The sequence below is a fragment of the Streptosporangium fragile genome (assembly GCF_039534445.1).
Taxonomy (GTDB): Bacteria; Actinomycetota; Actinomycetes; order Streptosporangiales; family Streptosporangiaceae; genus Streptosporangium; species Streptosporangium fragile.
On the sequence record NZ_BAAAVI010000018.1, the window covers coordinates 13,598 to 37,027 of the forward strand.

Annotated in this window: 25 protein-coding genes and 1 pseudogene; 12 read left to right on the forward strand and 14 right to left on the reverse strand. The window is 72.3% G+C overall.

Going from position 1 to position 23,430, the window contains the following annotated elements:
• Positions 1-12: 12 nt before the first annotated feature.
• The 5 genes from ABD841_RS14260 to ABD841_RS14280 all read right to left on the reverse strand — a co-directional run bounded on the left by ABD841_RS14260 (position 13) and on the right by ABD841_RS14280 (position 4,641).
• On the reverse strand, positions 13-684 hold the full coding sequence (locus ABD841_RS14260; RefSeq protein ID WP_344971482.1) for a TetR/AcrR family transcriptional regulator: 672 nt from the start codon (positions 682-684) through the stop codon (positions 13-15).
• Positions 685-898: 214 nt separating this feature from the next.
• Positions 899-1,753: a shikimate dehydrogenase gene (locus tag ABD841_RS14265; RefSeq protein ID WP_344971484.1), complete on the reverse strand. Its 855-nt coding sequence runs from the start codon at positions 1,751-1,753 to the stop codon at positions 899-901.
• Complete coding sequence (gene aroQ / locus ABD841_RS14270) at positions 1,750-2,211, reverse strand: type II 3-dehydroquinate dehydratase (RefSeq protein ID WP_344971486.1); 462 nt, start codon at positions 2,209-2,211, stop codon at positions 1,750-1,752. Before aroQ ends, ABD841_RS14265 begins: the two co-directional genes overlap by 4 nt.
• A gap of 237 nt (positions 2,212-2,448) precedes the next feature.
• Positions 2,449-3,264, reverse strand: coding sequence for an N-acyl homoserine lactonase family protein (locus tag ABD841_RS14275; RefSeq protein WP_344971488.1), 816 nt, complete (start codon positions 3,262-3,264; stop codon positions 2,449-2,451).
• A 15-nt stretch (positions 3,265-3,279) separates the two neighbouring features.
• Positions 3,280-4,641 carry an MFS transporter gene (locus ABD841_RS14280; protein ID WP_344971490.1) on the reverse strand — a complete coding sequence of 454 codons (1,362 nt, stop codon included), beginning with the start codon at positions 4,639-4,641 and terminating at the stop codon, positions 3,280-3,282.
• Between the two features lie 556 nt (positions 4,642-5,197).
• Here ABD841_RS14280 and ABD841_RS14285 point away from each other — a divergent pair.
• The 3 genes from ABD841_RS14285 to ABD841_RS14295 all read left to right on the forward strand — a co-directional run bounded on the left by ABD841_RS14285 (position 5,198) and on the right by ABD841_RS14295 (position 7,356).
• Positions 5,198-6,298, forward strand: coding sequence for an FUSC family protein (locus tag ABD841_RS14285; RefSeq protein ID WP_344971492.1), 1,101 nt, complete (start codon positions 5,198-5,200; stop codon positions 6,296-6,298).
• 175 nt (positions 6,299-6,473) lie between these two features.
• Entirely contained in the window at positions 6,474-6,986 is a 513-nt protein-coding gene (locus ABD841_RS14290) for a hypothetical protein (protein ID WP_344971493.1), read from the forward strand.
• A gap of 16 nt (positions 6,987-7,002) precedes the next feature.
• On the forward strand, positions 7,003-7,356 hold the full coding sequence (locus ABD841_RS14295; RefSeq protein WP_344971494.1) for a hypothetical protein: 354 nt from the start codon (positions 7,003-7,005) through the stop codon (positions 7,354-7,356).
• A 126-nt stretch (positions 7,357-7,482) separates the two neighbouring features.
• On the opposite strand, the pseudogene ABD841_RS40840 reads toward ABD841_RS14295, so the two are convergent.
• Positions 7,483-7,539, reverse strand: a pseudogene (locus ABD841_RS40840) (SHOCT domain-containing protein); the annotation flags it as partial.
• A gap of 67 nt (positions 7,540-7,606) precedes the next feature.
• Complete coding sequence (locus tag ABD841_RS14300; protein WP_344971496.1) at positions 7,607-8,461, reverse strand: glycoside hydrolase family 16 protein; 855 nt, start codon at positions 8,459-8,461, stop codon at positions 7,607-7,609.
• 210 nt (positions 8,462-8,671) lie between these two features.
• Between ABD841_RS14300 and ABD841_RS14305 the strand changes: the two genes are divergently transcribed.
• A complete protein-coding gene (locus tag ABD841_RS14305; protein WP_344971498.1) occupies positions 8,672-9,241 on the forward strand; it encodes a CGNR zinc finger domain-containing protein in 570 nt (189 codons plus the stop codon).
• A gap of 272 nt (positions 9,242-9,513) precedes the next feature.
• Here ABD841_RS14305 and ABD841_RS14310 read toward each other — a convergent pair whose 3' ends face one another.
• Positions 9,514-10,236: a sugar phosphate isomerase/epimerase family protein gene (locus ABD841_RS14310; RefSeq protein WP_344971500.1), complete on the reverse strand. Its 723-nt coding sequence runs from the start codon at positions 10,234-10,236 to the stop codon at positions 9,514-9,516.
• Positions 10,237-10,679: 443 nt separating this feature from the next.
• Between ABD841_RS14310 and ABD841_RS14315 the strand changes: the two genes are divergently transcribed.
• Positions 10,680-11,570 (forward strand): NAD(P)-dependent oxidoreductase, encoded by an 891-nt coding sequence (locus ABD841_RS14315; protein ID WP_344971501.1) that lies wholly within the window; start codon positions 10,680-10,682, stop codon positions 11,568-11,570.
• A complete protein-coding gene (locus tag ABD841_RS14320; protein ID WP_344971503.1) occupies positions 11,567-12,310 on the forward strand; it encodes an SDR family NAD(P)-dependent oxidoreductase in 744 nt (247 codons plus the stop codon). Before ABD841_RS14315 ends, ABD841_RS14320 begins: the two co-directional genes overlap by 4 nt.
• On the opposite strand, the gene ABD841_RS14325 is transcribed toward ABD841_RS14320, so the two are convergent.
• The 3 genes from ABD841_RS14325 to ABD841_RS14335 form a co-directional block, all read right to left on the reverse strand.
• Positions 12,268-13,164 (reverse strand): AraC family transcriptional regulator, encoded by an 897-nt coding sequence (locus ABD841_RS14325; RefSeq protein ID WP_344971505.1) that lies wholly within the window; start codon positions 13,162-13,164, stop codon positions 12,268-12,270. The genes ABD841_RS14320 and ABD841_RS14325 overlap by 43 nt on opposite strands.
• Before the next feature lie 120 nt (positions 13,165-13,284).
• Positions 13,285-14,076, reverse strand: coding sequence for an ABC transporter permease (locus ABD841_RS14330; protein ID WP_344971507.1), 792 nt, complete (start codon positions 14,074-14,076; stop codon positions 13,285-13,287).
• The gene (locus tag ABD841_RS14335) at positions 14,073-15,005 is read right to left on the reverse strand and encodes an ABC transporter ATP-binding protein (protein ID WP_344971509.1); all 933 of its coding nucleotides are present in this window, start codon (positions 15,003-15,005) and stop codon (positions 14,073-14,075) included. The genes ABD841_RS14330 and ABD841_RS14335 overlap by 4 nt, the downstream gene beginning before the upstream one ends.
• A gap of 157 nt (positions 15,006-15,162) precedes the next feature.
• Between ABD841_RS14335 and ABD841_RS14340 the strand changes: the two genes are divergently transcribed.
• Entirely contained in the window at positions 15,163-16,287 is a 1,125-nt protein-coding gene (locus ABD841_RS14340; protein ID WP_344971511.1) for a sensor histidine kinase, read from the forward strand.
• Positions 16,284-16,928 carry a response regulator gene (locus tag ABD841_RS14345; protein ID WP_344971513.1) on the forward strand — a complete coding sequence of 215 codons (645 nt, stop codon included), beginning with the start codon at positions 16,284-16,286 and terminating at the stop codon, positions 16,926-16,928. The genes ABD841_RS14340 and ABD841_RS14345 overlap by 4 nt, the downstream gene beginning before the upstream one ends.
• Positions 16,929-16,942: 14 nt before the next feature.
• Here ABD841_RS14345 and ABD841_RS14350 read toward each other — a convergent pair whose 3' ends face one another.
• Together ABD841_RS14350 and ABD841_RS14355 are read right to left on the reverse strand one after the other, a co-directional pair.
• Entirely contained in the window at positions 16,943-18,550 is a 1,608-nt protein-coding gene (locus ABD841_RS14350; protein WP_344971515.1) for an arabinofuranosyltransferase AftB family protein, read from the reverse strand.
• A gap of 280 nt (positions 18,551-18,830) precedes the next feature.
• On the reverse strand, positions 18,831-19,826 hold the full coding sequence (locus ABD841_RS14355) for a DMT family transporter (protein WP_344971517.1): 996 nt from the start codon (positions 19,824-19,826) through the stop codon (positions 18,831-18,833).
• 39 nt (positions 19,827-19,865) lie between these two features.
• Here ABD841_RS14355 and ABD841_RS14360 point away from each other — a divergent pair, with 39 nt between their 5' ends.
• Together ABD841_RS14360 and ABD841_RS14365 are read left to right on the forward strand one after the other, a co-directional pair.
• A complete protein-coding gene (locus ABD841_RS14360; protein ID WP_344971519.1) occupies positions 19,866-20,384 on the forward strand; it encodes a MarR family winged helix-turn-helix transcriptional regulator in 519 nt (172 codons plus the stop codon).
• Positions 20,385-20,650: 266 nt separating this feature from the next.
• Positions 20,651-21,523 carry a class I SAM-dependent methyltransferase gene (locus ABD841_RS14365; RefSeq protein WP_344971521.1) on the forward strand — a complete coding sequence of 291 codons (873 nt, stop codon included), beginning with the start codon at positions 20,651-20,653 and terminating at the stop codon, positions 21,521-21,523.
• 207 nt (positions 21,524-21,730) lie between these two features.
• Here the strand turns inward: ABD841_RS14365 and ABD841_RS14370 are convergent, their stop codons facing one another.
• Positions 21,731-22,036, reverse strand: a complete 306-nt coding sequence (locus tag ABD841_RS14370) for an SbtR family transcriptional regulator (RefSeq protein ID WP_344971523.1) — start codon at positions 22,034-22,036, stop codon at positions 21,731-21,733.
• A gap of 266 nt (positions 22,037-22,302) precedes the next feature.
• On the opposite strand from ABD841_RS14370, the gene ABD841_RS14375 reads away from it, so the two are divergent.
• Together ABD841_RS14375 and ABD841_RS41090 are read left to right on the forward strand one after the other, a co-directional pair.
• Positions 22,303-22,968 (forward strand): hypothetical protein, encoded by a 666-nt coding sequence (locus ABD841_RS14375; RefSeq protein WP_344971525.1) that lies wholly within the window; start codon positions 22,303-22,305, stop codon positions 22,966-22,968.
• 76 nt (positions 22,969-23,044) lie between these two features.
• Positions 23,045-23,224 carry a hypothetical protein gene (locus ABD841_RS41090; RefSeq protein ID WP_344971527.1) on the forward strand — a complete coding sequence of 60 codons (180 nt, stop codon included), beginning with the start codon at positions 23,045-23,047 and terminating at the stop codon, positions 23,222-23,224.
• Positions 23,225-23,430 lie beyond the last annotated feature (206 nt).

Genomic DNA, 23,430 nt, shown 5'->3' on the forward strand with positions numbered 1-23,430 from the left:
CCTCGCCGGTCGCTAGGACCCGGCGGATCCGTCCGTGCCCGTGAGGTAGGCGACGACCATCTCGCCGATCATCTTGCGATGCCTGTCCCGGTGTTCGGGCGCCGTCAGGTCGCGGCCGAACAGGGCGCCGAAGGTGTGCTGGTTGGCGATGCGGAAGAAGCAGAACGCGCTGATCATCATGTGCACGTCGACGGCGTCGGCCTCGGTGACGAAGTCGCCGGTGGCCCGGCCCGCGTCCAGGATCCGGGAGATGAGGTCGAGCACGGGGGCGCCCAGGTTCGCCAGCACCTCCGACTTGCGGATGTGCTCGGCCTGATGGATGTTCTCGATGCTGACGAGCTTGATGAAGTCACGGTGCGCGTCGTGGTGGTCGAAGGTCAGTTCCGCGAGGGTGCGGATCGCCGCGACCGGCGCCAGGTGCTCCACGTCGAGTGTGCGCTCGACGGCCCGGACCTCGGAGTAGGCCTTCTCCAGCGCGGCGATGTAGAGCTGTTCCTTGCCGCCGAAGTAGTAGTAGATCATCCGCTTGGTCGTGCTCGTGAGAGCGGCGATCTCGTCGACCCTGGCGCCGGCGTAACCGTGCCTGGCGAACTCCCGCTGGGCCACCTGGAGGATCTCCGCCCTGGTGCGGTCGGGGTCACGCTGGCGGTCCCCGGTGGCACGGGTTGCGGGCTGCGCGGACATGTGGCTCCACATGGACGACGATCCTGACGGACTCATCCTATTGCCATGTACTCACCGGTTAGTGGGGGCATGCCGGACGGCCGGCGTGACCCCGCCCGCGCCGGTCATCGCCCGGCTCCGGCGAGTCCGGCGTCGGCGATCGCGGTCGGTTTCCCGGCGAGCGTGCCACCGAGCGATACGGTGGCGGTGGACTTGCGCGTGTCGTTCCTTCCGCTCAGGCGTCGACCAGATCGGCCAGGTGGGTGAGCATCCGTCCGGCGTCCGGCTCGCGGCCGGTGAAGAGGCGGAAGGCGTGGGCGGCCTGGAAGACCACCATGCCTCCGCCGTCGAGGGTCCGGCAGCCGAGCGCCCGTGCGTGGCGGAGCAGTTCCGTCTCCAGCGGGCGGTAGACCACGTCGGCGACCCACAGCGCCGGATGGAGCAGGCCGGCGGCCAGGGGCAGCCCGGGGTGCGCGGCCATGCCGGTGGGCGTCACGTTGACCAGGCCGTCCGCCCGGGGCAGCAGCCCGGCCAGCTCGTCCGTGCCCGCGGCCAGGGCGCGTCCGGCGCCGAACCGGCGTGCCAGCTCGGCGGCCAGCGAGACGGCCCGGCCGGGCTGGGAGTCGACGAGGGTGATCCGGTCGGCGCCGAGGGTCAGCAGCGCGTGGGCGACCGCGGCGCCCGCGCCGCCCGCCCCGAGCTGCACGATCCGGCGCGTCGGCGCGTCGGGCAGTCCCCGGGCGAACGACTGGGCGAACCCCGTCCAGTCGGTGTTGTGCCCGATGGTGCGGTCCCCGTCGAAGACGACGGTGTTGACGGCGCCGAGCATCGCGGCGTCCGGCGAGAGCTCGTCCAGGTGCTCGATGACCGTCTGCTTGCACGGGTGGGTGATGTTGAGCCCGGTGTAGCCCAGCCGCCGCGCCGTACGCACGAGATCGCCGGCCGCCTCCGCGTCCAGCCCGAGATCGGCGAGGTCGATGAGGCGGTAGACGTAGCGAAGGCCGTGGAAGTCCGCCTCGCGCTCGTGCAGAGCGGGGCTGAGCGAGGGGCCGACGCCCGAACCGATCAGCCCGACCAGGTAGGAGGTCATCGATCTTTGTTCTCCAGGAGATGGGACAGGTGGGTCAGGGCCAGGACGTAGCCGTGCGCGCCCGCGCCGCAGATCACGGCGTCGGCGGCCTCGGAGACGAACGACGTGCGGCGGTACGCCTCGCGGCGGTGGATGTTGGTCAGGTGCACCTCGACGATCGGTATGCCCGCGGCGGCCAGGGCGTCACGCAGGGCGACCGAGGTGTGCGTGTAGCCCGCCGCGTTGATCACGATGCCGTGCGCGTGCCGCCCGGCCTCCTGCACGGTGTCGATGAGCACGCCTTCGTGGTTGCTCTGCCGGAAGTCGACCAGCAGGCCGTGCTCCTCGCCGGTGGTCCTGCACAGGGTCTCGATCTCGTCCAGCGTGGTGGCGCCGTACAGTTCCGGCTCGCGCCGGCCGAGCAGGTTGAGGTTGGGGCCGTTGACGACCAGCACGCGGGCACCGGTGGCGCGGGACATTGACCCTCCTGAATATACGAACCAGTACGTTAGTTTTGTGGCCCGACGGGTCGGCCCCGCAAGACCCGCAGGCAAAGCCCCAGGCAAGGCCCCCAGGCAAGGCCCGCAGGCCGGGGCCGTGCCCGCCGGGGATGACGGCGGGGCGCCGGCCCGGGACCATCCGGGCCGGCGTCCCGCCTCAGGCCCGCGCCGGCGCGGGCCTCATGCGCTCGTCTCGGGCCGGTGCGGGCGCGGGCCTCATGCGATCACCGCGATCCGGCCCGCGAAGCGGGGCGAGAGGGGCGGGAAGCGGTCGAGCACCCGCGGGTCGTGACCGGCGACGACCAGGTGCGGGCCGTCGGCCAGCTCCCTGATCCGGTCGAAGGCGCCGTACATGCCGGTCATGCTGTGCAGGATAGCGAAGGGCCGGTCGTCCTCGATGTTCTCGTAGAAATGGCTCGCGTCCGAGGCCAGCACCACGTGGCCGCGCGCCGTCCGCACCCGGACCACCTGCATGCCCGCGGTGTGCCCGCCGACCAGGTGGACGCTCAGCCCGGGGACGACGGGCGCGTCGCCGTCGACCAGCCGCACCCGGCCCTGCTTGTGGGCGGCCCGCAGGCGCGCCACGTCGTCCTCGCCGACCAGCCACCGCTCCCTGCGGATGCGCTCGGCCCACGGCCCGGTCCAGTAGTCGAGCTCGGACTGCTGGAGCACGTAGCATGCGGCCTCGAACTCGTGGGCGGTGCCGGTGTGGTCGTAGTGCAGGTGGGTCAGGACGACGTGGCCGACCGACTCCGCGGCCACGCCCATCTCGGCCAGCGTCCGCGCGGGCGAGGCCAGGTACTCCAGCCCTTCGACGCCGGCGGCCCGGTCGGCGTGGATTCCGGTGTCGACGAGGACCGTGTGGTGGGCGGATACCGCCAGCCAGACGTAGTACGCCGTCGGATGCGGCTCGTCCCACCGGGTGTCGTATCCGTGGAAGTGCTGGCCGCGCCGCCCGTCCCGCTGGGCGTAGCGGATCGCGTAGACGCGGAACTCGTCGTCCGGGCCGGTGTCGCTCACGTCTTCTCTCATGTCGGGTGGAAGGTGTCAGGCGGAGACGGGTGCGGGCTTGGCCCGCGCCGTGCCCGGCTTCATGCCGAGATCTTCGGTGGGAACCCGGTAGGTCTCGCGTCCGGTCGCCACGGCGACCACGTTGACCAGGCACAGCGCGGCGGTGAAGATCGATACGCCGAGCCAGCTCTCCTTGCCCGTCCCGGCGATCGCGGTCGCGATGGTGGGGGCGAAGCCGGCGATCGCGAAGCCGATCTGGGTGCCGATCGCCATGCCGGACAGGCGCACCCGCGTGCTGAACATCTCCCCGTAGAACGAGGGCCAGACCCCGCTGGTCGCGCTGTGCACGATGCCGAACATGACGATCCCGGAGAGGAAGACCAGCATGTAGTCGCCGGTCGAGATCGACCACAGGTAGGCGAACATCAACGCGGCGCAGCCCAGGGAGCCGCCGATGAACACCGGCTTGCGCCCGACCTTGTCCGAGAGCGCCCCCCACAGCGGGATCGTGAGCACGGCCCCGACGTTGGCCAGGACACCGACCCAGAGCATGGGCGCGCGCTCCAGCCCGATCGTGTTGACGGCGTAGGACAGCGCGTGGACCGTGAAGATCGTGCTCACCGACGCGATGACCGCGGCCACGACCACGCGCAGGACGTCGGCCCAGTGGGTCCTGAACAGCACGGCGAGCGGCATCTTGGCGACGGCGTTGGCCGCGACCTCCTGCTCGAACGCCGGCGTCTCCTCCAGCGTGCGGCGGATGACGAACCCGGCCACCGCGACGACGATGCTGAGCCAGAACGGCACCCGCCAGCCCCAGGAGAGCAGCTGCTCCTCGGGGAGGGCGGCGATGGGGAGGAAGATCCCCGTCGCGATGATCTGGCCGGCCTGGGTGCCGTTGAGGGTGAAGCTGGTGTAGTAGGCGCGCCGGTGCGGCGGGGCGTGTTCGAGTGTCATCGAGTTCGCCCCGGCCTGCTCGCCGGCCACCGAGAAGCCCTGCAGCAGCCGGAGGACGACCAGCAGCACCGGGGCGAGCACCCCGACCTGGTCGTAGGTGGGCAGGCAGCCGACGAGGAACGTGGACAGGCCCATCAGCACCAGGGTGAAGACCAGGACCTTCTTGCGGCCGTACTTGTCGCCGACGTGCCCGAGGACGAACGCGCCGACGGGGCGGGCCAGGTAACCCACCCCGAACGTCGCCAGCGCCAGCAGGGTCCCGGTCGCGGGGTCGGACGCGGGAAAGAAGATCTTGCTGAACACCAGCGCCGCGGCGGTGCCGTAGATGAAGAAGTCGTAGTACTCCAGCGCACTCCCGATCCAGGCGGCGAGCGCGGCCTTGCGGGGCTTGCCCTGCGCGGCGGGGGCGGCCGCGCCGGGGTCGGCTGGATGTGCGGTCACGGCGGTTCTCCTCTGTGAATGCTCCGATGCGTGGACAGCGAGACGATCGGTATCGCGGGTCGGCCGCCTGCTCGATGCCGCTTGTCACAGTATGAGCAGGTCAGAACCGGCGGGGTCGGGCGCCGGGGGAACGGGGTGCCGTTCGGGCGCTCGGGTGCTCGGGCGGGAGAGTCTCCCGCCCGGGCGGATCGCTCGGACGGATCCGCGCCACCGGGTTACGAACCGGTCGGTCGGTCATGGGCGGCGGCGGATCTCGCCGGTGAGATTCGCCGCCCGCCGATCGTCGGCGCCACGCTCCGCGTTCGCGATCGCGGGGTGCCGATCACGGAGCGCCTCCTGTTTCGAGGGCCCGTGCGGTAGAAGCTAACTCACTAGTTCGTACATTACAAGAGTGTTTCCTGCCGGTTCTCGGAGATTGCCGTGACGTCTCGGTGCCGGTCGCCGGTGTCCTTGAGGAGTACGTCCGAAATATTGGGGACGTAGCTGGGAGACCGAAATGTCACATTAATGGGGGAGAGTGGCGGCATCTGTCCGGAACGAGGGGCACGGTCGGTGCATGAGGTGGGATAGCAAAGCCATAGGCGCCAACCTGCGAGAGCGCCTGCAGCGGCTGGCTTTCATGGCGCCGTCGATCACCCAGTGCGCCGTGGCGGCCGCGATCGCCTGGATCGCGGCCAAGGATCTGCTCGGCCACAGCCGCCCCTTCTTCGCCCCGATCGCCGTGGTGATCTGCATCGGCATCGCCCTCGGCCGGCGGCTGCGCAGGCTGGCCGAGCTGGTCGTCGGCGTCAGCCTGGGGGTCGGGGTCGGCGACCTGCTCATCTCCCGGATCGGCTCCGGCCCCTGGCAGATCGCCCTCGTCGTGGCCCTGGCCATGGCGGCCGCCGTCCTGGTGGACAGCGGATCCCTCATCGTGCTCCAGGCGGGCTCCTCCGCGGTGCTGGTCGCGACCCTGCTGCCGCCCACCGGCACGGGCGGGCTGGACCGGATGGTCGACGCCCTGGTCGGCGGGGTGCTCGGCATCGCCGCCGTCGCCCTGCTGCCCGCCAGCCCCGCCGCCATCGTCCACCGCCACGCCGCCGCCGTGCTGGAAGCCCTGGCCGCCGCGCTCGGCGGTACCGCGGAGGCCGTCGAGCGGTCCGATCCGGACCGCGCCGTCGACGTGCTGGAAGAGGCCAGGGACACCCAGAAAGCGGTGGAGGAGTTCCGCGACGCGCTGAGGACCGGCAAGGAGATCACGGCCATCTCCCCCCTGCGCCGCAGGTGGCGCGAGCGACTCCTGCGGTACGAGAAGGCCGGCGCACCCGTCGACCACGCGCTCAGGAACACCAGGGTCCTCACCCGCCGGACCATCGTGGCGCTGCGGGAGAAGGAGACGCCGCCGCCCACCCTGTCCCGGGCGCTTCACGCACTCGCCGAGGCCGCCCTGCTCCTGCGCGACGAACTGGCCGCCGGGCGCGACCCGGCCGCGGCCAGGACGGCGGTCCTCGACGTGGCCCGCCACCTGAGCGGCGACGCCTCGGGCAGGTCGGGATTCTCCGCCGACGCCATGACCGCGCAGCTGCGGTCCATCATCGTCGACCTGCTCCAGGCCACCGGCACCGACCGCGACACGGCCGTCGCGGCCCTTCCCCCGCGCAACACCCCGGCGGACTGACCGGGAGCGGACCGGAGCACCGCCCCCCCGGCCGGCCCGGCGCGCCGGCGACCCCGCGCCACCGCGGGCGCCTCCCGGCCAAGGAGTGGCAAATCCGTGCTCCGCGGGACATCGGCCGCTGTCTGCCGTACCTGCGCGCTTCTACGGTGAGTGAAAGCGGCGTGGATGGTGAGGCATGAGGCTGACCGGGCGGGAATGGTGGGCGCTGATCCACGGCATGGTGCTGGGCGGGCTGTTCCTGCTGGCCTTCGCCGGTGGGTTGGCGGAACTGTACGGTCTCCGGCCGCGGATGGCGACCGAGCAGGGCCTTCAGGCACGGATACGCCGCCTGAAGATCGGTACGGCCGCGATGGCGGTGGTCACCTGGCTGACCGACATCACGGGCACGTGGATCGTCTACCCGTGGTACCGGAACCCCGCCCCCGGCAGTCCCAGATCGCGGTTGCTGGCGTCCGAGAGCACCGCGGGCTGGCACGAGTTCGCGATGGAGTGGAAGGAGCACATCGCATGGATCAGCCCGATCCTCGCGACGGCGGTGGTGTTCATCGTCTTCTCCCTCGGCGCCGACCTCGTCCACCACGAACGGGCACGCCGGACCGCGATGACGCTGCTCGTCCTGGCCTTCGCCTCCGCCGCGGTGGCCGGGCTGCTGGGCGCGCTGATCACCAAGGCCGCGCCGGTCACATGAGACAGGGAGGTGCGCGATGACGGCCAAGCCCGATTCCGGGCGGCGGATCCATGACGCGCCCAAGCCGGAAGGCCCGATCGCCGCGGCGGTCCTCGCCGCCGGGGCGGGCTCGGCCGCGCTGGGCCTGCTGACCACGCTCGCGGAGGCCAGCGCCACCGTCAGGGAGTGGCTGACCTGGAGCGACGCGGTCGGCCCGCTGTCGGGCAAGACGACCGCCGCCGTGGTGGTGTGGCTGGCGGCCTGGCTGGTGCTGCACCTGCGCATGCGCACCGGCGCGTATGAGACCCGCCGGGCACTGGCCGTCGCCCTGGTCCTGATCGGACTGGGCGTGCTGGGCACCTTCCCGGTCTTCTTCCAGCGGTTCGGCTGATCCGGCACCGTCCCGGCCCCGTAGGAGGTCTTGGCGGGGTTCATGGCGGACCTCCCGGTGGCGGGGTCGCGACGCGGCCCGGGATAAGCGGTCGGTGGGGTGCCCGGAGGCGTGCAGCGTGGTCAGGCGCCGCCGGTACTCCTCCTCGTCGATCTCGCCGCGTGCGAACCGTTCGGCGAGCAGCCGCTCGGGCGTGGGCCGGGCCGGGGAGTGAGGTCTTCACGCGGGCGGGCCCGCGGCGCCGGGAGGGTCATCCGCGGGTTCCCGCCGGGTGGTGTGCGGATCCCGCGGGCCGGTAGCCGCGGACGTAGTCGACCGTGAACTCCTTGGGATAGGGGTGCTCCCGTTCCGGTGCCTCCCCCGCCCCGGGGAACTCGTAGATGTTGAGCATGAGCTGCATCGGGTAGCGCGGCGACTGGTGGACCGTCCTGACGTGCCGGCCGTCGACGAAGAAGGAGACGCGGCGGGGTGTCCACTCGGCGGCGTAGACGTGGAACGCGCGGGCGTCGATGGGCAGGGTCTCCACGGTGAAGTCGTCGGCGATCGCCGGGTCGCCGAAGGGGTGCAGGCCCATGCCGATCCGGATGGCGTCCGGCCGGACGTCCCGGCCGAAGATCTCGCAGACGCAGATCTCAGCCGACCGCTCGGGCTCGTCCTCGTAGCCGATCAGCCACAGCGCGGCCATGGTCCGCGGGTCGTCGATCACTTTGGCGCGCATCTCGATCAGGCCGTACCGGGGGGTGTAGAGCCTGACGTTGCGTTGCGCCTCACGGACGATCGCGCCGGAGCCGCGCCCGTGCTGCCCGACGGGGCTGCCCACCGGGCCGGCGAAGACACCGGTCTGCAGGGACGAGACCCGGAGTCCTCCTTCCAGGTCGGGGCACCACGGCGGCTGGTCCTCCTCGATCAGCAGGCGTAGCCGGCCGCCGCCGACCCGGTAGCGGGCCGCGGAGGCGGCACGGGTGGTCCACTGCGGCAGGTAGTGGGCGACCCATCGGCTCTCGTCGAGGCGGTCGCCCTCGAAAGTGTCCTCGAACTCCAGCTCGTAGCCGTCCTTCGTGACCGGGTCGAGCGTGCCGAGCCGGTTTTCGTCGGTCTTCCGCAAGGTCCCTTCCCTTCCTCGTCGCCCGGCCGGGGCCGCTCGCCGCGCCGGCGACCGGGGTGGCCTTCCCGCTGCGTGGCGCCCGGGAGACCCCGGCGCCGGGACCCCGCCGGAACCGGGTACCTCCACCACGACATCATTACCGTAGCAGTTTCATTCATGACGATTCTCGTCGTGCCGTCACCCCTCGCCCGCGGATCGTAGGCTGCCACCATGCCCACCTCCACGGCCGGCGGCAGTCCGCTGGCGCCCTCTCCGGCCGCCGAGCTGGTGCTCGCCTTCGTCAACACGCGGGCGCTGCGCGGTGAGCGGGAACGCCTGGCCGACGCCGCGTCCTTCCGCGGCTGGCTCGTGGACGCGGCCCTGGCGGATCCGGGGGACCGGGTCACCGACGCCGACGTCGCCGCGGCCCGCGAGCTGCGAGACGCCCTGATCGGCATCCTGCTCTCCCACGCCGGCGCCCCCGTCCGCGACGACGACGTCTCACGTCTGCGGCGCTTCGGCGAACTCCACCCGGTCCACCCCGTCGTCGGCGCCTCCGGCGCGGCACTGGTCCCCGCCGGGGCGGGAGTCGCGGGCGCCTTCGCCGGGGTGCTCGCCGCCGCCGCCGAACTGGCGTTCCGCGGCACCTGGAGCCGCGTGAAGGCGTGCCGCAACCCGCCCTGCCGGCTCGGTTACTACGACCGCTCGCGCAACCAGGCCGCGATGTACTGCGAGGCCCGCACGTGCGGCGCCCAGATGGCGGCGCGCGCGTACCGCGCCAGGAGCAGGGCGGCTCGCTGAGGCGTCGGAGGACGGCCGGGTGACGGTGAAGGCCACCGTCCCGGCGGCGGGCCGGCGGGCCGGCCGTTCACGCCGGCGAAAGCCCATGCCCGCGGTGGGGAACGGCGCGGGCCGGGCAGGCCGCTGTCAAGTCGGTCCAGGCGGTGTCAACCGGCGTGAAAGCGCCCGACCGTACAACCGGCCGGGGGCCGCGTCGGCGCGGATGAGGACGAGGACGTCCGGCGTCCCGCGCCGGGGCGCCCCGCTTGCGAAGGTCCGGCGAACGGTGGGTCTCACGAGCGGGGCAGGGCGGAGGCCGCGTCGTGCAGGTAGCGCCGCAGGGTCGACGCCTCCCGGGGCAGGACTCCGGGGTCGTCGTCCGGGACGAACTCGATCGACGCGTCGATCCGTCTCCGCGTCGACGCGACCATGCCCAGGGCTTCCCGCCACAGCGCCTCGCGGTGGTCGAGCGGCCGGCGCTCGCGGGGCGTCGGCCACCAGCTGAACACGTGCACCGCGTGCACGCGATCGAGCACGGCGCCGAGGCCGGCCAGGGCCTCGGCGTCGGGCATCCCGTTCGGCGGCTGCCAGTAGGTCCGCAGCCCGGGGACGTCGTCGAGCATCGATCGAGCCGACTCGACGTCGTCGGTGAGGGTGTCGGCGTGGAACTCGGTCGCGATCACGATGTCCCCCGCGCTGTCGACGCACCGCCTCAGAGCGTCCAGGATCCTCCGGCGGCCGGCCGGGGTCACCGCCGCCGACGCCGTGTTCCCCGCCCAGACCCTGATGCGCGGGGCCCGGAGGGCGCGCGCCGCGGCGAGAACCTGACGCCACACCCGCCCGTCCTCGTCCGTGTCGGCGATGGCGCCCGCGCGGTAGTACGAGCCCAGGGCCGAGACGTCGAGGCCCGCGGCCCTGGTCGCGTCCCCCACGCGCCGCGCCGCCGCCTCGTCACCGAGCGGGATGTGGGCGTCCTGGCCCCACTCGATGGCGTCGAGACCGGCATCCGCGGCCATCCGGATGATCCGGTCGGGGGGAAGCGGCCGATAGGTGACGCTGCACATGCCCGCCGTCAAGAACGGCGGCGGCTTCCTCCGCACCGTGGATCACTCTCCCGATCGTCCCGCGTCCGTGGTCACCACCATGCTAGGGCCATCGGGGAAAACGCTTACCATAGTGCTGACCACGATGCCGCTCATGACTGCCTCCTCGGAACGGCCGCGGACGACGGCGGACAGCAGGTTACCGCCGAGCGGCCCGCGGGCCGCGGCAGACGCCGATCTTGAGGTCGTCCCGTGCTCACGCGCCCGTGTCCTCCGCCGCGTCCGCGGCACACCTCCCGGCTCGCCCGCCCGGTCCCACCCCGCGGACGTCCCCGGCGGCACAATCGTTCAAGACCGTCGCCGGCGCTCCGGTCTAGAACGTTGCCCGGAGCAGGGACGACCGAAAGGCGGGGTGGATGGACATCGGTTTCATCGGTCTCGGGCTCATGGGACAGCCCATGGCCCTCAACCTGGCCCGCGCGGGGATGCCGCTCGTCGTCTGGAACCGCACCGCCGACAGGAGCGAGACGCCGCGCGCGGCCGGCGCGGAGGTGGCGGCCGATCCCGCCGAGGTGTTCCGGCGGGCGCGCGTCGTGTTCCTCATGCTGGCCGACGGCGCCGCGATCGACTCCGTGCTGGGGCGCGGGACACCCCGGTTCGGGCAGAACGTCGCGCGGCGCGTCATCGTCCACATGGGCACGACCTCACCCGCCTACTCCTCGGCGCTGGAGGCCGACATCCTGGCCGCCGGGGGCGATTACGTCGAAGCCCCCGTCTCCGGATCGCGTGGCCCCGCCGAGGCCGGGCGGCTCGTGGCGATGCTGGCGGGCCGGCCCGCCGCCGTCGAGGAGGTCCGCCCGCTGCTGCGGCCGATGTGCCACGAGACGATCGTGTGCGGGCCGGTCCCCGCCGCGCTGCTGATGAAGCTGTCGGTCAACCTGTTCCTGATCACCATGGTGACCGGCCTGGCGGAGGCCGTGCACTTCGCCGACCGGCACGGCCTCGACCTGCGCCTGCTCCTGGACGTGCTCGGCTCCGGCCCGATGGCCAGCGACGTCTCACGCGTGAAGGCGCTCAAGCTGGTCGAACGCGACTTCACCGCTCAGGCGTCGATCGCCGACGTCCTGAAGAACAACCGGCTCATCGCCGAGGCGGCCCGGCAGTCCGGCGTCGCCGCACCGCTGCTGGACGTCTGCCACGCCCTGTTCGGCGAGACGCTCGCGCTGGGGTACGGCCGGTCGGACATGGTGACCGTCGTCCGCGCCATCGAAGCCAGAACCGGATCAACCCAGGGAGCGCAGGAATGACCACTCGCCCGATCGTGATCGTCACCGGCGGGACGCGGGGCATCGGCAGGAGCACCGTCGAACGGCTGTACGCGGACGGGTTCGGCGTCGTCTTCACGCATTCCAGTTCCGACGACGACGCCCGGGCACTGGAAACCGCCCTCGGCGGCCCCGGCGCTCCCGTCCACGGCGTCCGCGCCGACGTCACCGGGCAGGACGCCCCCCAGCGGCTGTTCGACCTCGCCGAGTCCTTCGGCGAGGTGACGGGCCTGGTGAACAACGCCGGGGTCACCGGCAGGATCGGCCCCTTCACCGACCTGACCGACGCCGACCTGCGCCGCGTCGTCGACGTGAACCTCGTGGCGCCCGTCCGGTTATGCCGCGAGGCGGCGCGGCGGTGGGCGGGGCGGGCACCTGGGGCGGCGATCGTCAACGTGTCCTCGGTCGCCGCCCGCACCGGATCACCGCACGAGTACGTCGCGTACGCCGCGACCAAGGCGGCGATCGAGACGCTGACGATCGGCCTGGCCAGGGAACTCGCCCCGGGCGGCATCCGCGTCAACGCCGTATCGCCGGGGACGGTCGACACCACCATCCACGCCCGCGCGGGGGAGCCTGGGCGGGCCCGGCGCGTCGCGGCGCGCATCCCGTGGGGGCGTCCGGGCATGCCGGAGGAGATCGCCGAGGCGGTCTCGTGGCTGATGTCGGATAAGGCGTCCTACGTCACCGGCGCCGTCCTCGACGTCACCGGCGGGCTGTGAGCGCCGGTGAGCGCGGCGAGCCACCGCGCCGGCGTGAGGCCGTAGGTCCGTTTGAACATCCGCGTCATGTGGCTCTGGTCGGCGAAGCCCGCCTCCGACGCGGCGTCGCACAACGGCACGCCGTTCGCCAGCATCCGGCGTGCCCGGTCCAGCTGCCGCATGGTGCGGAAGCGGGTGGGGCTGGTGCCGAACGCGGTCCGGAACCGGCGTGCGATCGTCCAGCGGTCCAGGCCCGAGACCTCCTCGAACTCCTCGACCGTGTGCCTGACCGCCGGATCGTCGGCGATGAGGTCCCGTACGCGTGACAGCGGCTCCAGGGCGAGCGGTGCCCGTTTCCGCGCCGGCGCGGAGGAGTGCCTCTCCAGCGCGTCCGCGACCAGGAGCGCGACCTCGAGCCGCTCGACGTCGCCCAGCGGCTCGTCGATGTCCACCAGGCACGCGGCCAGGGACGGAGGCATGTCACGGTGCCCGATGACGGGATCGGCGACGAAGGGCAGCGGCCTTCCGCCCAGCGCCTCCTGGACGAGGAACGGATCGATGTAGATGATCCGGTAGCCGAACCCCTCGTCGGTGCCCGCCGCGCCGTCATGGGTCTCGTCGGGGTGCAGGATGTGCCACTCGCCGGGCAGGCAGTGCCGCAGCTCCCCGCGGTAGCGGAACGTTTGCACGCCCTTCAGCGTCATCCCGATCGCGTACGTGTCGTGGCGGTGCGGGGAGAACGCCTCCCCGACCAGCGAGGCCTCGAGCCGCTCGATCCCCTCGGCGCCGGAGCCGAACCGCAGCCGATGTCCGGGCAGGCTCCCGCCGGCCGGCAGGTGCCGGCGCAGACTTCCGAGGTCTGGCTCTCGCCGCATCTCCCGAGGGTACAGGGGTTCCCGCAAGGCGGCGGTCGGGGCCGGGCGGCGTGTGGCCGCGCCTTGCGGGAACGCCGGTGGGCGAAGGGGGAGGGCGGCCACCGAGTACGCCCGGCTCGCCTACTGCCAGCGGAAGAAGCGGGCGGCGAGCGCACCGCCGGCCACGAGGGTCGCGGCCAGGCTCAGCAGATGCACCGGCTCGGGCGTGTTTCCCGCCCAGGCTGCGCCGACCGCCTGCATGGCGGCGCCGAAGGGAAGGACTTCGCCGACGCGGGCGACGGGCTCGGGGAGGTTCTGGGCGGAGCCGAACAGGCCTCCGGCGGCACCCATGGCGAAGAAGGCGACGAGCCCGATGGCCACGGAGGCGTTTCCGCTGGGCGCGAGGGCGGCGATGACGATGCCGAGCGCGTACATCGCGAGCGCGGCCAGGGCGGACACGCCGAGGGCGAGCCCGGGACTGCGCGGGAGGCCCGCGTCGAAAAACGCCGCCGCGGCCCCGAGAGCGAGGGCGATGCCGACCGCGGACTGGACGACGCTCGTGATGACCTGGGCGGCGAGCACCATGGCGGGGTGGGCGGGGGTGACCGCGAGGCGCTTGAGCACACCGGCCTTGCGGTAGTGGGCGAGGAAGCTGGGCATGTTCACGACCCCGATGGTGGCCACGACGGTCGTGAGGACGAGGGGCATGACGTGGACGTCGAAGACGGTGAGACCGCCGGTGCCGGGCAGGACGACGTTGCCGGGCCCGCTGACGCCGAGGCCGTTCATGACGAGGATCAGCAGGGGCAGCCCGATCGGGATGACCAGGCCGGCGGTGTCGCGGACGACCATCTTCATCTCGGCGCCGGCAAGCGCGAACCAGGCCCGGATCCCGGGCCGGGAAGGGCGCCGGACGCGGACGGTGCCGGTCATCGCCGGTCCTTCGGCTCGGCGGTGTCGGTCAGAGCGCGCCCGGTGAGGGCGAGGAAGGCGTCGTCGAGGGTGGCGCGCTCGAGCCGGGTCTCGGTGGCGACGACGCCACCGTGGACGAGCGCCGTGCTGACGGCCTGGAGCAGGTCCCCGCTTCCGGTCACGGTGACCTGCTCTCCGCTGACCTCGACCGAGGCGATCCCGTCGAGGCCCCCCAGGACGGCCGGGTCGAAGGGGGCGCTGGTCCGGAATCGCACCCGCTGGGCGAGTCGCGCCTGCGCGATCAGGCCCGCCGGGGTGCCGGAGGCGGCCACGCGGCCGCGGTCGATGAGGGTCACGCGGTCGCAGAGCCGCTCCACCTCTTCCATCAGGTGGCTGACGAGGAGGATGGTGACGCCGTCGGCGCGGAGGTTCTCGACGAGGTCCCAGATTCTCCTGCGCGCTTCCGGGTCGAGGCCGGTGGTGAGCTCGTCGAGCACGACGACGCGGGGCCGCCCCACGAGGGCGAGCGCGATCGACAGACGCTGCTGCTGACCACCGGAGAGCTTGTCGAACCGGATGCCGCGGCGCTCGCCGAGGCCGACCGCCTCGATGAGGCCGTCCGGGTCGGCGCCCTCGGCGTAGAAGCCGCGGTACAGGCGTACGAGTTCACGCACCGTGAGAGCGTTGTGCAGCGCGGCGTCCTGGAGCTGAACGCCGAGGAGCCGCCGCACCGCGCGGCGGTCCCGACGCGGATCGAGACCGCACACCCTCACCGTGCCCCGGTCGGGGCGGCGCAACCCGGCGACCGTTTCGACCGTGGTGGTCTTGCCCGCGCCGTTGCGGCCGAGCACGCCGAGGATCTGCCCCTCCTCCACGGCCAGGCTGACGTCGCTGACCGCGACGGTGTCGCCGTATCGCTTGTGCAGGTGGGTCACGTCTATGACGGGCATGATCTCCTCCTCGGTATGGCCTCCACCGTTTAGGCCCGGGGTGTGCCGTTCCGACGGTAGGAGCACCCGGCGGGCGTCCGCGCGTGCCGGTGGTCACGGTCCGCATCCATGACTTCCGGCACGGGCGCGGCGGCGGCCCCCTCCGTACGCTGGAAGGATGAAACGTCTGGAACCGGTGGTCTGGCGCGGCATGTTCGGCACGGTCGTGTGCACCGCGGTCGGCACCCCGGTCCTGCTCGCCGCGCTCCGGAACGACGGGGCCACCCTCGTCCCCGGCTCACTGTGGGCGGTCTGCTTCGCCGCGTTCCTCGCCGCGCTGGTGACCTGCACCTGGCTGACGCATCTGCTCTCCCGCCGCACGGTACTCGGCGTGTTCGCCGCGCAGGTCGCACTCGGCGCGGCGCTGGTGCTGGCGGCGCCGACCGCGGGGTGGCTGCCCATCCTGCTGGTGTTCACCTCGGCCCTCAGCGCCTTCCTCGTCGGCACCCGCACGATCGGCATGATCATCGTGCTCAACACCCTCGTCGTCGCCGCGGCCGCACGGGTGGTGACCGACGAACCCGCCGGCATCGCGCTCACCGCGCTCATCTACGCCGGACTGCAACTGGGCAGCACCTTCTCGGAGCTCGCCCAGCTCCGCGAGGCGGCCATGCGGGCCGAACTCGCCGTCGCGAACACCGAACTGCGCGCGGCCGGCGCCCTGCTCGCCCAGTCCTCGCGCGCCGAGGAGCGGCTACGGATCGCGCGGGAGCTCCACGACCTGATCGGCCACCAGCTCACCGCCCTCGCCCTGGAGCTGGAGGTCGCCGCCCACCGGAGCGTGCCCCCGGCGAGTGAGCACGTCGGCCGCGCCCGCCGGATCACCCGCGAGCTCCTCACCGACGTACGCGCGGCCGTGGGGGAGCTGCGCCGCCGAGCCCCCGAGCTGCGCGAGACCCTGAACCGGATCGTCGCCGACCTGCCCGCCCCCGACATCCGGCTGAACATCGACGCCGACGTCCAGACCGACGAGGAGCGGACAGCGGCGATCATCCGCTGCGTCCAGGAGATCATCACCAACACCATCCGCCACGCCGACGCCAGCGTGCTGCGCATCGACATCACCGCCGACCCGGGCGGCGGGCTCGTCCTCACCGCCTCGGACGACGGCACGGGAGCCGGCCGCGTCGTCGCCGGCAACGGACTCCGGGGGATATCCGAGCGCGTCGAGGCACTCGGCGGCCGGGTGCGCTTCTGGGCCGACGGCGGCTTCCACCTCTCCGCCAGCGTGCCCGCCCCATGATCCGGGTGCTCCTCGTCGACGACCAGACCCTCGTCCGCCAGGGCATTCGCAGCCTGCTCGAACTCAGCGCCGAGGTCCAGGTCGTCGCCGAAGCCGACGACGGGCTCACCGGGCTCACCGCTGCGAGGGAACACGAACCCGACGTCGTGCTCCTCGACCTGCGCATGCCCGGCCACGACGGGCTGTGGATGCTCGACGCCCTCCGCGAAGCCCGCATCGAGGTCGCCGTGCTCGTCCTGACCACCTTCGACGACGACGAACTCGTACTGCGCGCGGTGCGCGCCGGCGCGAAAGGGTACCTCCTCAAAGACGTCACCCTCGACCTGCTGGTCGGCGCCATCCGTACCCTGCACGAAGGCCGGACACTCCTCCAGCCCGCCATCACCGACCGGCTGCTCCGGGCGATCCGCGGCAACACCCTGCCCGATCCCGGCTTCCGCCCCGTGGAGTCGATCACGGACCGGGAACTCGACGTACTACGGCTCATGGCCTGCGGCTACACCAACCGTCAGATCGCCGACGCGCTCTTCCTCGCCGAGGGCACCGTCAAGAACCACGTCTCCGCGCTCCTGATCAAACTGGACGCCCGCGACCGCACCAACGCGGTCCTCCGCGCTCTCCGGTACGGCCTTCTCGGGTGATCCGAGGTGAGCGCTCACGACGGGCAGGGGGCGTTCGCGGTGGGAAACCGGAAGGCGGTGCGGGCCGGGGCGCCCACCAGGTTGTCCCAGAACCGGTTCACGGTCAGCGGGGCCCTCGTGGCGTCCAGCAGCTCCCGGAACCGGCCGCCGGCCAGCTCGCCCCTGATCCGCTCCACCTCGGCCCGGAGCCGCTCGTCGGCCAGGGGGGCTCCCGGGGCCATGTAGTCGGCGTAGATGTACTCGACGGGAAGCGGTTTCTCGTGCCCGACCCGCTGCCCGCAGGCCAGCGCCATGTGGCTGCCCAGGGCGTTGGCCAGGCCGAGCTGGTCGACGACGAGGACGTCCAGCGGGAACTGCGCGCTCACCGTGCCCAGCACGGTGCCCGACACGGCCAGGCGGGCGGGCCGGTCGGTGCGGAGCGGCACCGGCTCCAGGCCGGGCACGTGCAGGCCGGTGGCGTCGCCCGTGCTCAGCGGGGTCGGTCTGGCGCGGGCGTAGGACTCGGCGGTGACCGGATGCGGATCCCCGGTCCAGACCACGTAGAAGCCGCGCTCGTCGGCGATCCCGTCCGGCCCGACGGCCTGCCCGTACGGCACTCTCAGCGCCACGGCGCAGACCACGGCCCACAGTCCCACGGTCGCGCAGGCGAGCGCGGTGACGGCGTGCAGCGGCAGGACCATGGCGGGCAGCAGCAGGAGCAGCAGAGCCGGCAGCATCATCCGGGCGTGCATGAAGTCGCCGCCGACCCGCAGGACGTACAGCAGCATCAGCACCCCGGCGGTGAGCGGGGCCGCCGCCACGAGGAGGTCGCGGCGTCTGCGGCAGGCCCACAGCGACAGCGGGATCACCGCCAGCATGGGGCCCACGAGCTGATAGGTCAGCACGGTGTCCCCGGCGTAGAGCAGGCCGCGCGCCCACCGGCTCTCGCCGGCCTCCTTGGCCAGGGCGGTGTTGGGCACGAGCAGCCCGTAGTAGCCCATCCGGAAGATCTGGTAGGCCACCGGCAGGGCCACGGAGAGCGCGAACCAGCGGGTGGCGGCGCGCCACCCCGGCCACCGCAGCATGAGCAGCACGCCGAAGAAGACCGGATAGACCAGGGCCAGCTCCGGCCGGACCAGCGGCGCCAGGCCGAGGACGACCACCAGGGGGAGCACCGGCCCTTCCCGGGCGGCCCGGACCAGCAGCCACCACGACAGGCCGATCCACAGAAACACCAGCCCGGTCTCCAGACCGGAGGTGGCGAAGTCCCAGAACGGCGGCAGCGCGAGGACGATCAGCACTCCGGCCGGGAGGAAGCGGCGCGCGCCACCGTACAGGCGTACGGTGCCCGCCATGGCGGACACCACGGCGCCGACCGTGCACGCCAGGCCGAGCAACACCGCGACGTAGGCCACGTCGCCCCGGCTCAGCCAGGAGACCGCCGCGACCAGGTAGGTCCACGCCGTGCTGGTGTTGGCCTCGACGCGCTCGCCGACATTGAAGACCGGCCCGTTGCCCGCGAGCAACTGCCGGACGGTCCGCACCGCGATCAGGCCGTCGTCGCTGATCCACCGGTTCTGCCACCCGGCGAGGGCCATCACGGCCGCGGCGACCACCGTGACCGCGTGGTTCCAGATCCGCACCTGCCGTGGCACTCTCGCGGCAGCGGGAACCCGATCGACGTACACGAGCGGGACCAGGGCGTCCTCCACACCGAACCGATGACATCGTGCTCGCCGCCGCTTCGGGTCCAGAGGGGGAGCGCTCGCAGTCTCAAGCGAGAGCAGGTTACCAAGCCCGCCGCGATCCCCTGTTCCTTTCCTCCGTCCGCCGCCTCATGGTCGCCGGGGCGCGCCGGCCGGGACCGGTGGTGGGCCGGGTGCCGTTCGTCCCGGGTGGACCTCGCGGCGGCGGCGGGACCCCCTATGCCGTTCCGGACGGTGCGTTCGCCCCGGCGGCCGGCCGGCGGTCTTCCCTGCCCGTGGACCCCGGGCCGGTGGCTTCCGCCCCCGCGCGGGCCTCCCCTCCGGGAGGGGGCCGATCGCCCCGGCCCCGGACGAGTGCGGCGAGGCGGGCCGCGGCGGGCTGCCCGAGGAGGATGCCGAGGAAGGTCAGCGCCAGCCCGCAGAGCTGTTGCGCGGTGAGCGTCTCTCCGGCGATCGTCGTGCCGAGCAGCACCCCGGTCACCGGGTTGAGCAGCCCGACGAGTCCCACCGTTCCCGCCGGCAGGTGCCGCAGTCCCGCGAACCAGGCGGCGAAGGCGAGGGCCGTCGCGACGACGGTGACGTAACCGAACCCGAAGATCGAGGGGCCGTCCAGGGGTGGTGGCGGGCCCTCCACCGCGACGGCGAAGGGCACCAGGACGATCCCCCCGGCGATGAGCTGCCACGAGGTCGACGACAGCACGTCGACGTCCGCACTCCATCTCGTGGCCAGCACGGCGCCGGTCGACGACAGCACCATGGCCGCGATGGACGCGAGCACGCCGGGAGCGCCGACGGCGGTCGCGCCGGCGAACAGCATGAGGCACACCCCCGCGACGCCGATGCCCGCTCCGGCCAGGTGGAGGGCCCGCGGGCGCTCCGAGAGCAGCGCCCAGGCCAGGAGCATCATCACGACGGGCGACGTCGCCATGATCATCGAGGCGATGCTCGTCGGAAGCAGCTGGGCCGACAGGTAGATCAGCGCGAAGAACGCGCTCATGTTGAGAGTGCCGAGGACCAGGGATTTCCACCACCACGACCCGTGAGGACGCTTCCTGGCGACGAGGAGGAGCAGGAGCCCCGCGGGAAGCGCCCTGACGGCCGCTCCGTACAGGGGGCGGTCGGGTGGCAGGAACTGCTGGGTGACGAAGTAGTTCGTCCCCCACGCGACCGGCGCCGTCGCCGTGACCAGGACCCAGCGAAATTTAGCTTCCACGGAAGACAATATAGCTTCCCTGGAAGTTATACTCCCGTCATGGGAGAACCCTTGGATCACATCGCCCGCATCCAGCAGGAATGGGCTCGCGAGCGCCCCGATGTGGATGTGGGCCCGCAGGGTGTGATCGGACGGCTACACCGCCTCGCCGGGCACCTCACCGAGCAGCTGTGCGTCGTCTACCGGCGGTACGGGCTCGGGGAGGGAGAGTTCGACGTCCTCGCCGCCCTGCGGCGTGCCGGCCCGCCGTTCGAGCGTGCCCCCGGAGAGCTCGCCGCCTTCACCATGGTCACCACCGGCGCGATGACCAAGCGCGTCGACCGGCTCGAACGTGACGGGCTCGTCACCCGCCGCCGGAGTGAGAACGACGGCCGCGGACGGGTGGTCGCGCTCACCGCCGCGGGCAGGGAGCTGATCGACCGGGCGTTCACCGAGCACATGCGGAACGAACGCCGCCTCGTCGACGAGCTGACCCCCGAGGAGGCCGCGCAGCTCGAATCGCTCCTCGCCACCTGGCTGGCCCGCTTCGAAACGCCCCTCCGGGTGGAAACCGGCTGATGGCGTACCGCTGGCCCGGCATCGTGACCCTGCCCGCCGGCACCGGCGACATGAACCGGAACCACGCCGTGAAGACGGCGCCGCAGCGGCCGTCCGGCGGCCGCGGGAAATCTCCGCATCGCCGCAGGAGCGCCGGGTGGCGGTGTTCACCTCCCCGGCACACAAGCGGATGTTGAAACCGAATCGCAATACATTATTTATCGAAAATTTTTTAAAAAATGATAAGATAGCGATTTAAGATTTATTTTTTGATACCTTTTCGTGCTGTGTTGAACTCACCCAGTCGAACCGCCCTGATGGCCGCGGCCGCCCGCGCCGCCCACCGCACCATCGACCGATCTCCCGTGATCTTCTCCGATCCCCTCGCGCAGGCGCTCTGCGGCGCGCACGCAGACGCACTCATCGGCTATCACCACGCACACGGTGCCCATCCGGTCCTGGCGGGCGCCCGCGTGTGCGCGACCACCCGGGCCCGCTTCACCGAGGACCGGCTGGCGGACGCCGTCGAACACGGGATCACCCAGTACGTCGTCCTGGGCGCGGGGCTGGACACCTTCGCCTACCGCTCGGCCGGTTCCGCCGTCCGCGTCTTCGAGGTCGACCTGCCCGCCACCCAGGAGTGGAAGCGGCAGACCCTGCGGGAGGCCGGGATCGCGATCCCGGACAACGTGGTGTTCGTGCCCGCCGACCTCGCGGCCGGATCCGTCACCGAGCGGCTGGAGGCGGCCGGGTTCGATCCGAGCCGGCCGGCGTTCACGGCGATGCTTGGGGTGAGCATGTACCTGACCTCCGCCGCGCTCGGGCGGATCCTGGAGACGGTCGGCCGCTGGGCGCCCGGGTCCGAACTGGTCATGGACCACCTGCTGCCCGAGGGCGACCGGGACGACGCGGGCCAGGCCTACGCCGCGGCGGTCCAGACCGCCGCGGCCGACGGGGGCGAGACCTGGCGCACCTTCCTCACTCGCGAGGAGGCCGCCGGGCTGCTGGAGCGGTGTGGTCTCACCGTTCTGGAGCAGGCAGGCGTCCGCGCGTCGGTCGACGCCGCCCTGTGGGAGCGGACGGACGCGCTCCGCCCCCTGGAACTGCCGGTCCTGACGTACGCGCGGCTCGGGCGTGAGCGACCCGGCCCGGCCGCCTGACGTCGCGCTCGCCGGACACCCGGATCTCACCTTCGTCGAGGGTGACTTCCCCACCGCCGGCCTCCCCGAGGCGGGCTACGGCTTCATCTGCTCGGTGACTGAGGTTTCACCAGGTCTGTAGATCCAGGCGACATCAGGTGCTGTTCCCGGGACGGCCGGCGTCTTCCGGTCCCGCCGGCCGCGGGTGCGGGCCTGCCGGCGGCCGGGTCACCTCTGGGGGAGGGGCGGGGCCGTCGTGGCGTCTTGACCGGTGGGGAGGCCGAGGCCGGGGAGGATGACCGCGAGGAAACGCTCGGCGGCGGCGGTCTGGTCGTCTCCGGCGGCGGCGATCGCGTGCCGGAGGCCGCACAGCGGTTTGAGGACGTCCCGGCCGTCCAGTTCGGACCGGGCGGCGCCGGCGTCACGGGCCCGTGTGAGCAGGGTGGAGACGGCTTCGGCGATGTCGGTTCTGGCCTTCGTGGTCTCCGCGCCTGCGTCTTCGGCGGCCAGGAATACGTGGGGCGCGCAGATCACGGGCCCGACCGCTTCCCGACGAGATGCGCGTCCCCGGCGCGTCCGGTCCCGGCGTCGTCGTCTTCGGCCCCGAGGTCAAGGTGCCTGACGATGCCCCGCTTCGGCACCGCATCCTCGGCCTCCTCGGCCGTGACCCCCACTGGTCCGCGTGACACAAGGGCGTCGGGGCTCCGCCGCCGCTCACACCACGGCGTCCGTTCTCCTGCCCCTCATCGCGCCAGTCGGTCACAGGTGGCTTTCAAGTGCCGGGGTTCAGAGTGGGGGACATGATCCGAGCGCCGAAGAGGGCGACGCAGACGCGAGGCCCGCAGAAGGGCACCGCCAACCGGCCGTCCGGAAAGACCGTGGTCCGCAAGCGGCGACGCGGGCCCGGGCGGGATCCCGAACCGAAGCAGGCCCACGAGCCGGAAGCGGAAGCCGCCGGGGCGCCGGAGCGCCGCTGGGACGAGACGACCGTCGGGGTGCTGCTGTGCCTGCTCATTCCGGGGGCTCTGCTCACCTGGCTGGTGGTCACGATCGTCAGCGTCACCATGCCGGAGCTGAGGCTGGCGCTCGGCCATACGGGTACGCCCGGCACCGCGACCGTCCTGTCGTGTGAGCGCCTCACCGGCAAGGGAAGGTACGACTGCAACGCGTACTTCGTGTTCGACGACCGGTCGAAGGAGCCGATCGTCATCGACACCGTCCCGGACGCGGAGGCGGGCGAGGTCTTCCGGGCCGCGTTGACCCCCGAGGGGGACCGGGTGCTGCCCACGGGGGCGCGAGGCACGTGGCGAGGGATCGTGCAGCTCGACATCATCCCGTTCGCGCTGGCCCTCATCGCGTTCTTCGGCGCCCTCATCACGCGCTCCAGGAAGGTGATCATCTGGACGGGCGCGCTGGGAGCTCCTTTCCTCGTCGTGATGATCATCGGGATCGTCATCGGGACGTGAGCGCCTACCGGCTGCGGCAGCCGGTGCGGCGGCCGTTCCGGTCGGTCACAGCTCCAGGGCGGTACGGGGGCGGGGCATGCCCATGGTGGTCGCGTGCCCGGTCATGGTGCCCCTGCCGTTCGTGGATCAGTCCAAGGTCACCCGGCGTGATCGCCCCGCCGAGGCGGTCGCGCACCCGGCGGTACAGTTCGAGGGCCCGGTGGGCGTACTGATGCGCCCGCTCGTCGCCGCCTCGCCGCCGGATCGCTCCGTGTGATGAATGCTTTGCGCGGTCACGGACCTCACGGCCGAAGCTGTCGAACTTCGCCCAGGCGTATCGGCCCTCCCACGCGCAGATCTCGTAGTCCTCGTCGAAGGCCGGGTCAGCGACCCGCAAGTGACTTCCAAGAAGGTTCCTCCACGCTTACCCCCTGAAAGGGGAGGGGCAGTGCGGGAATGGAAGATACGGGGTGCGGGGCGTGC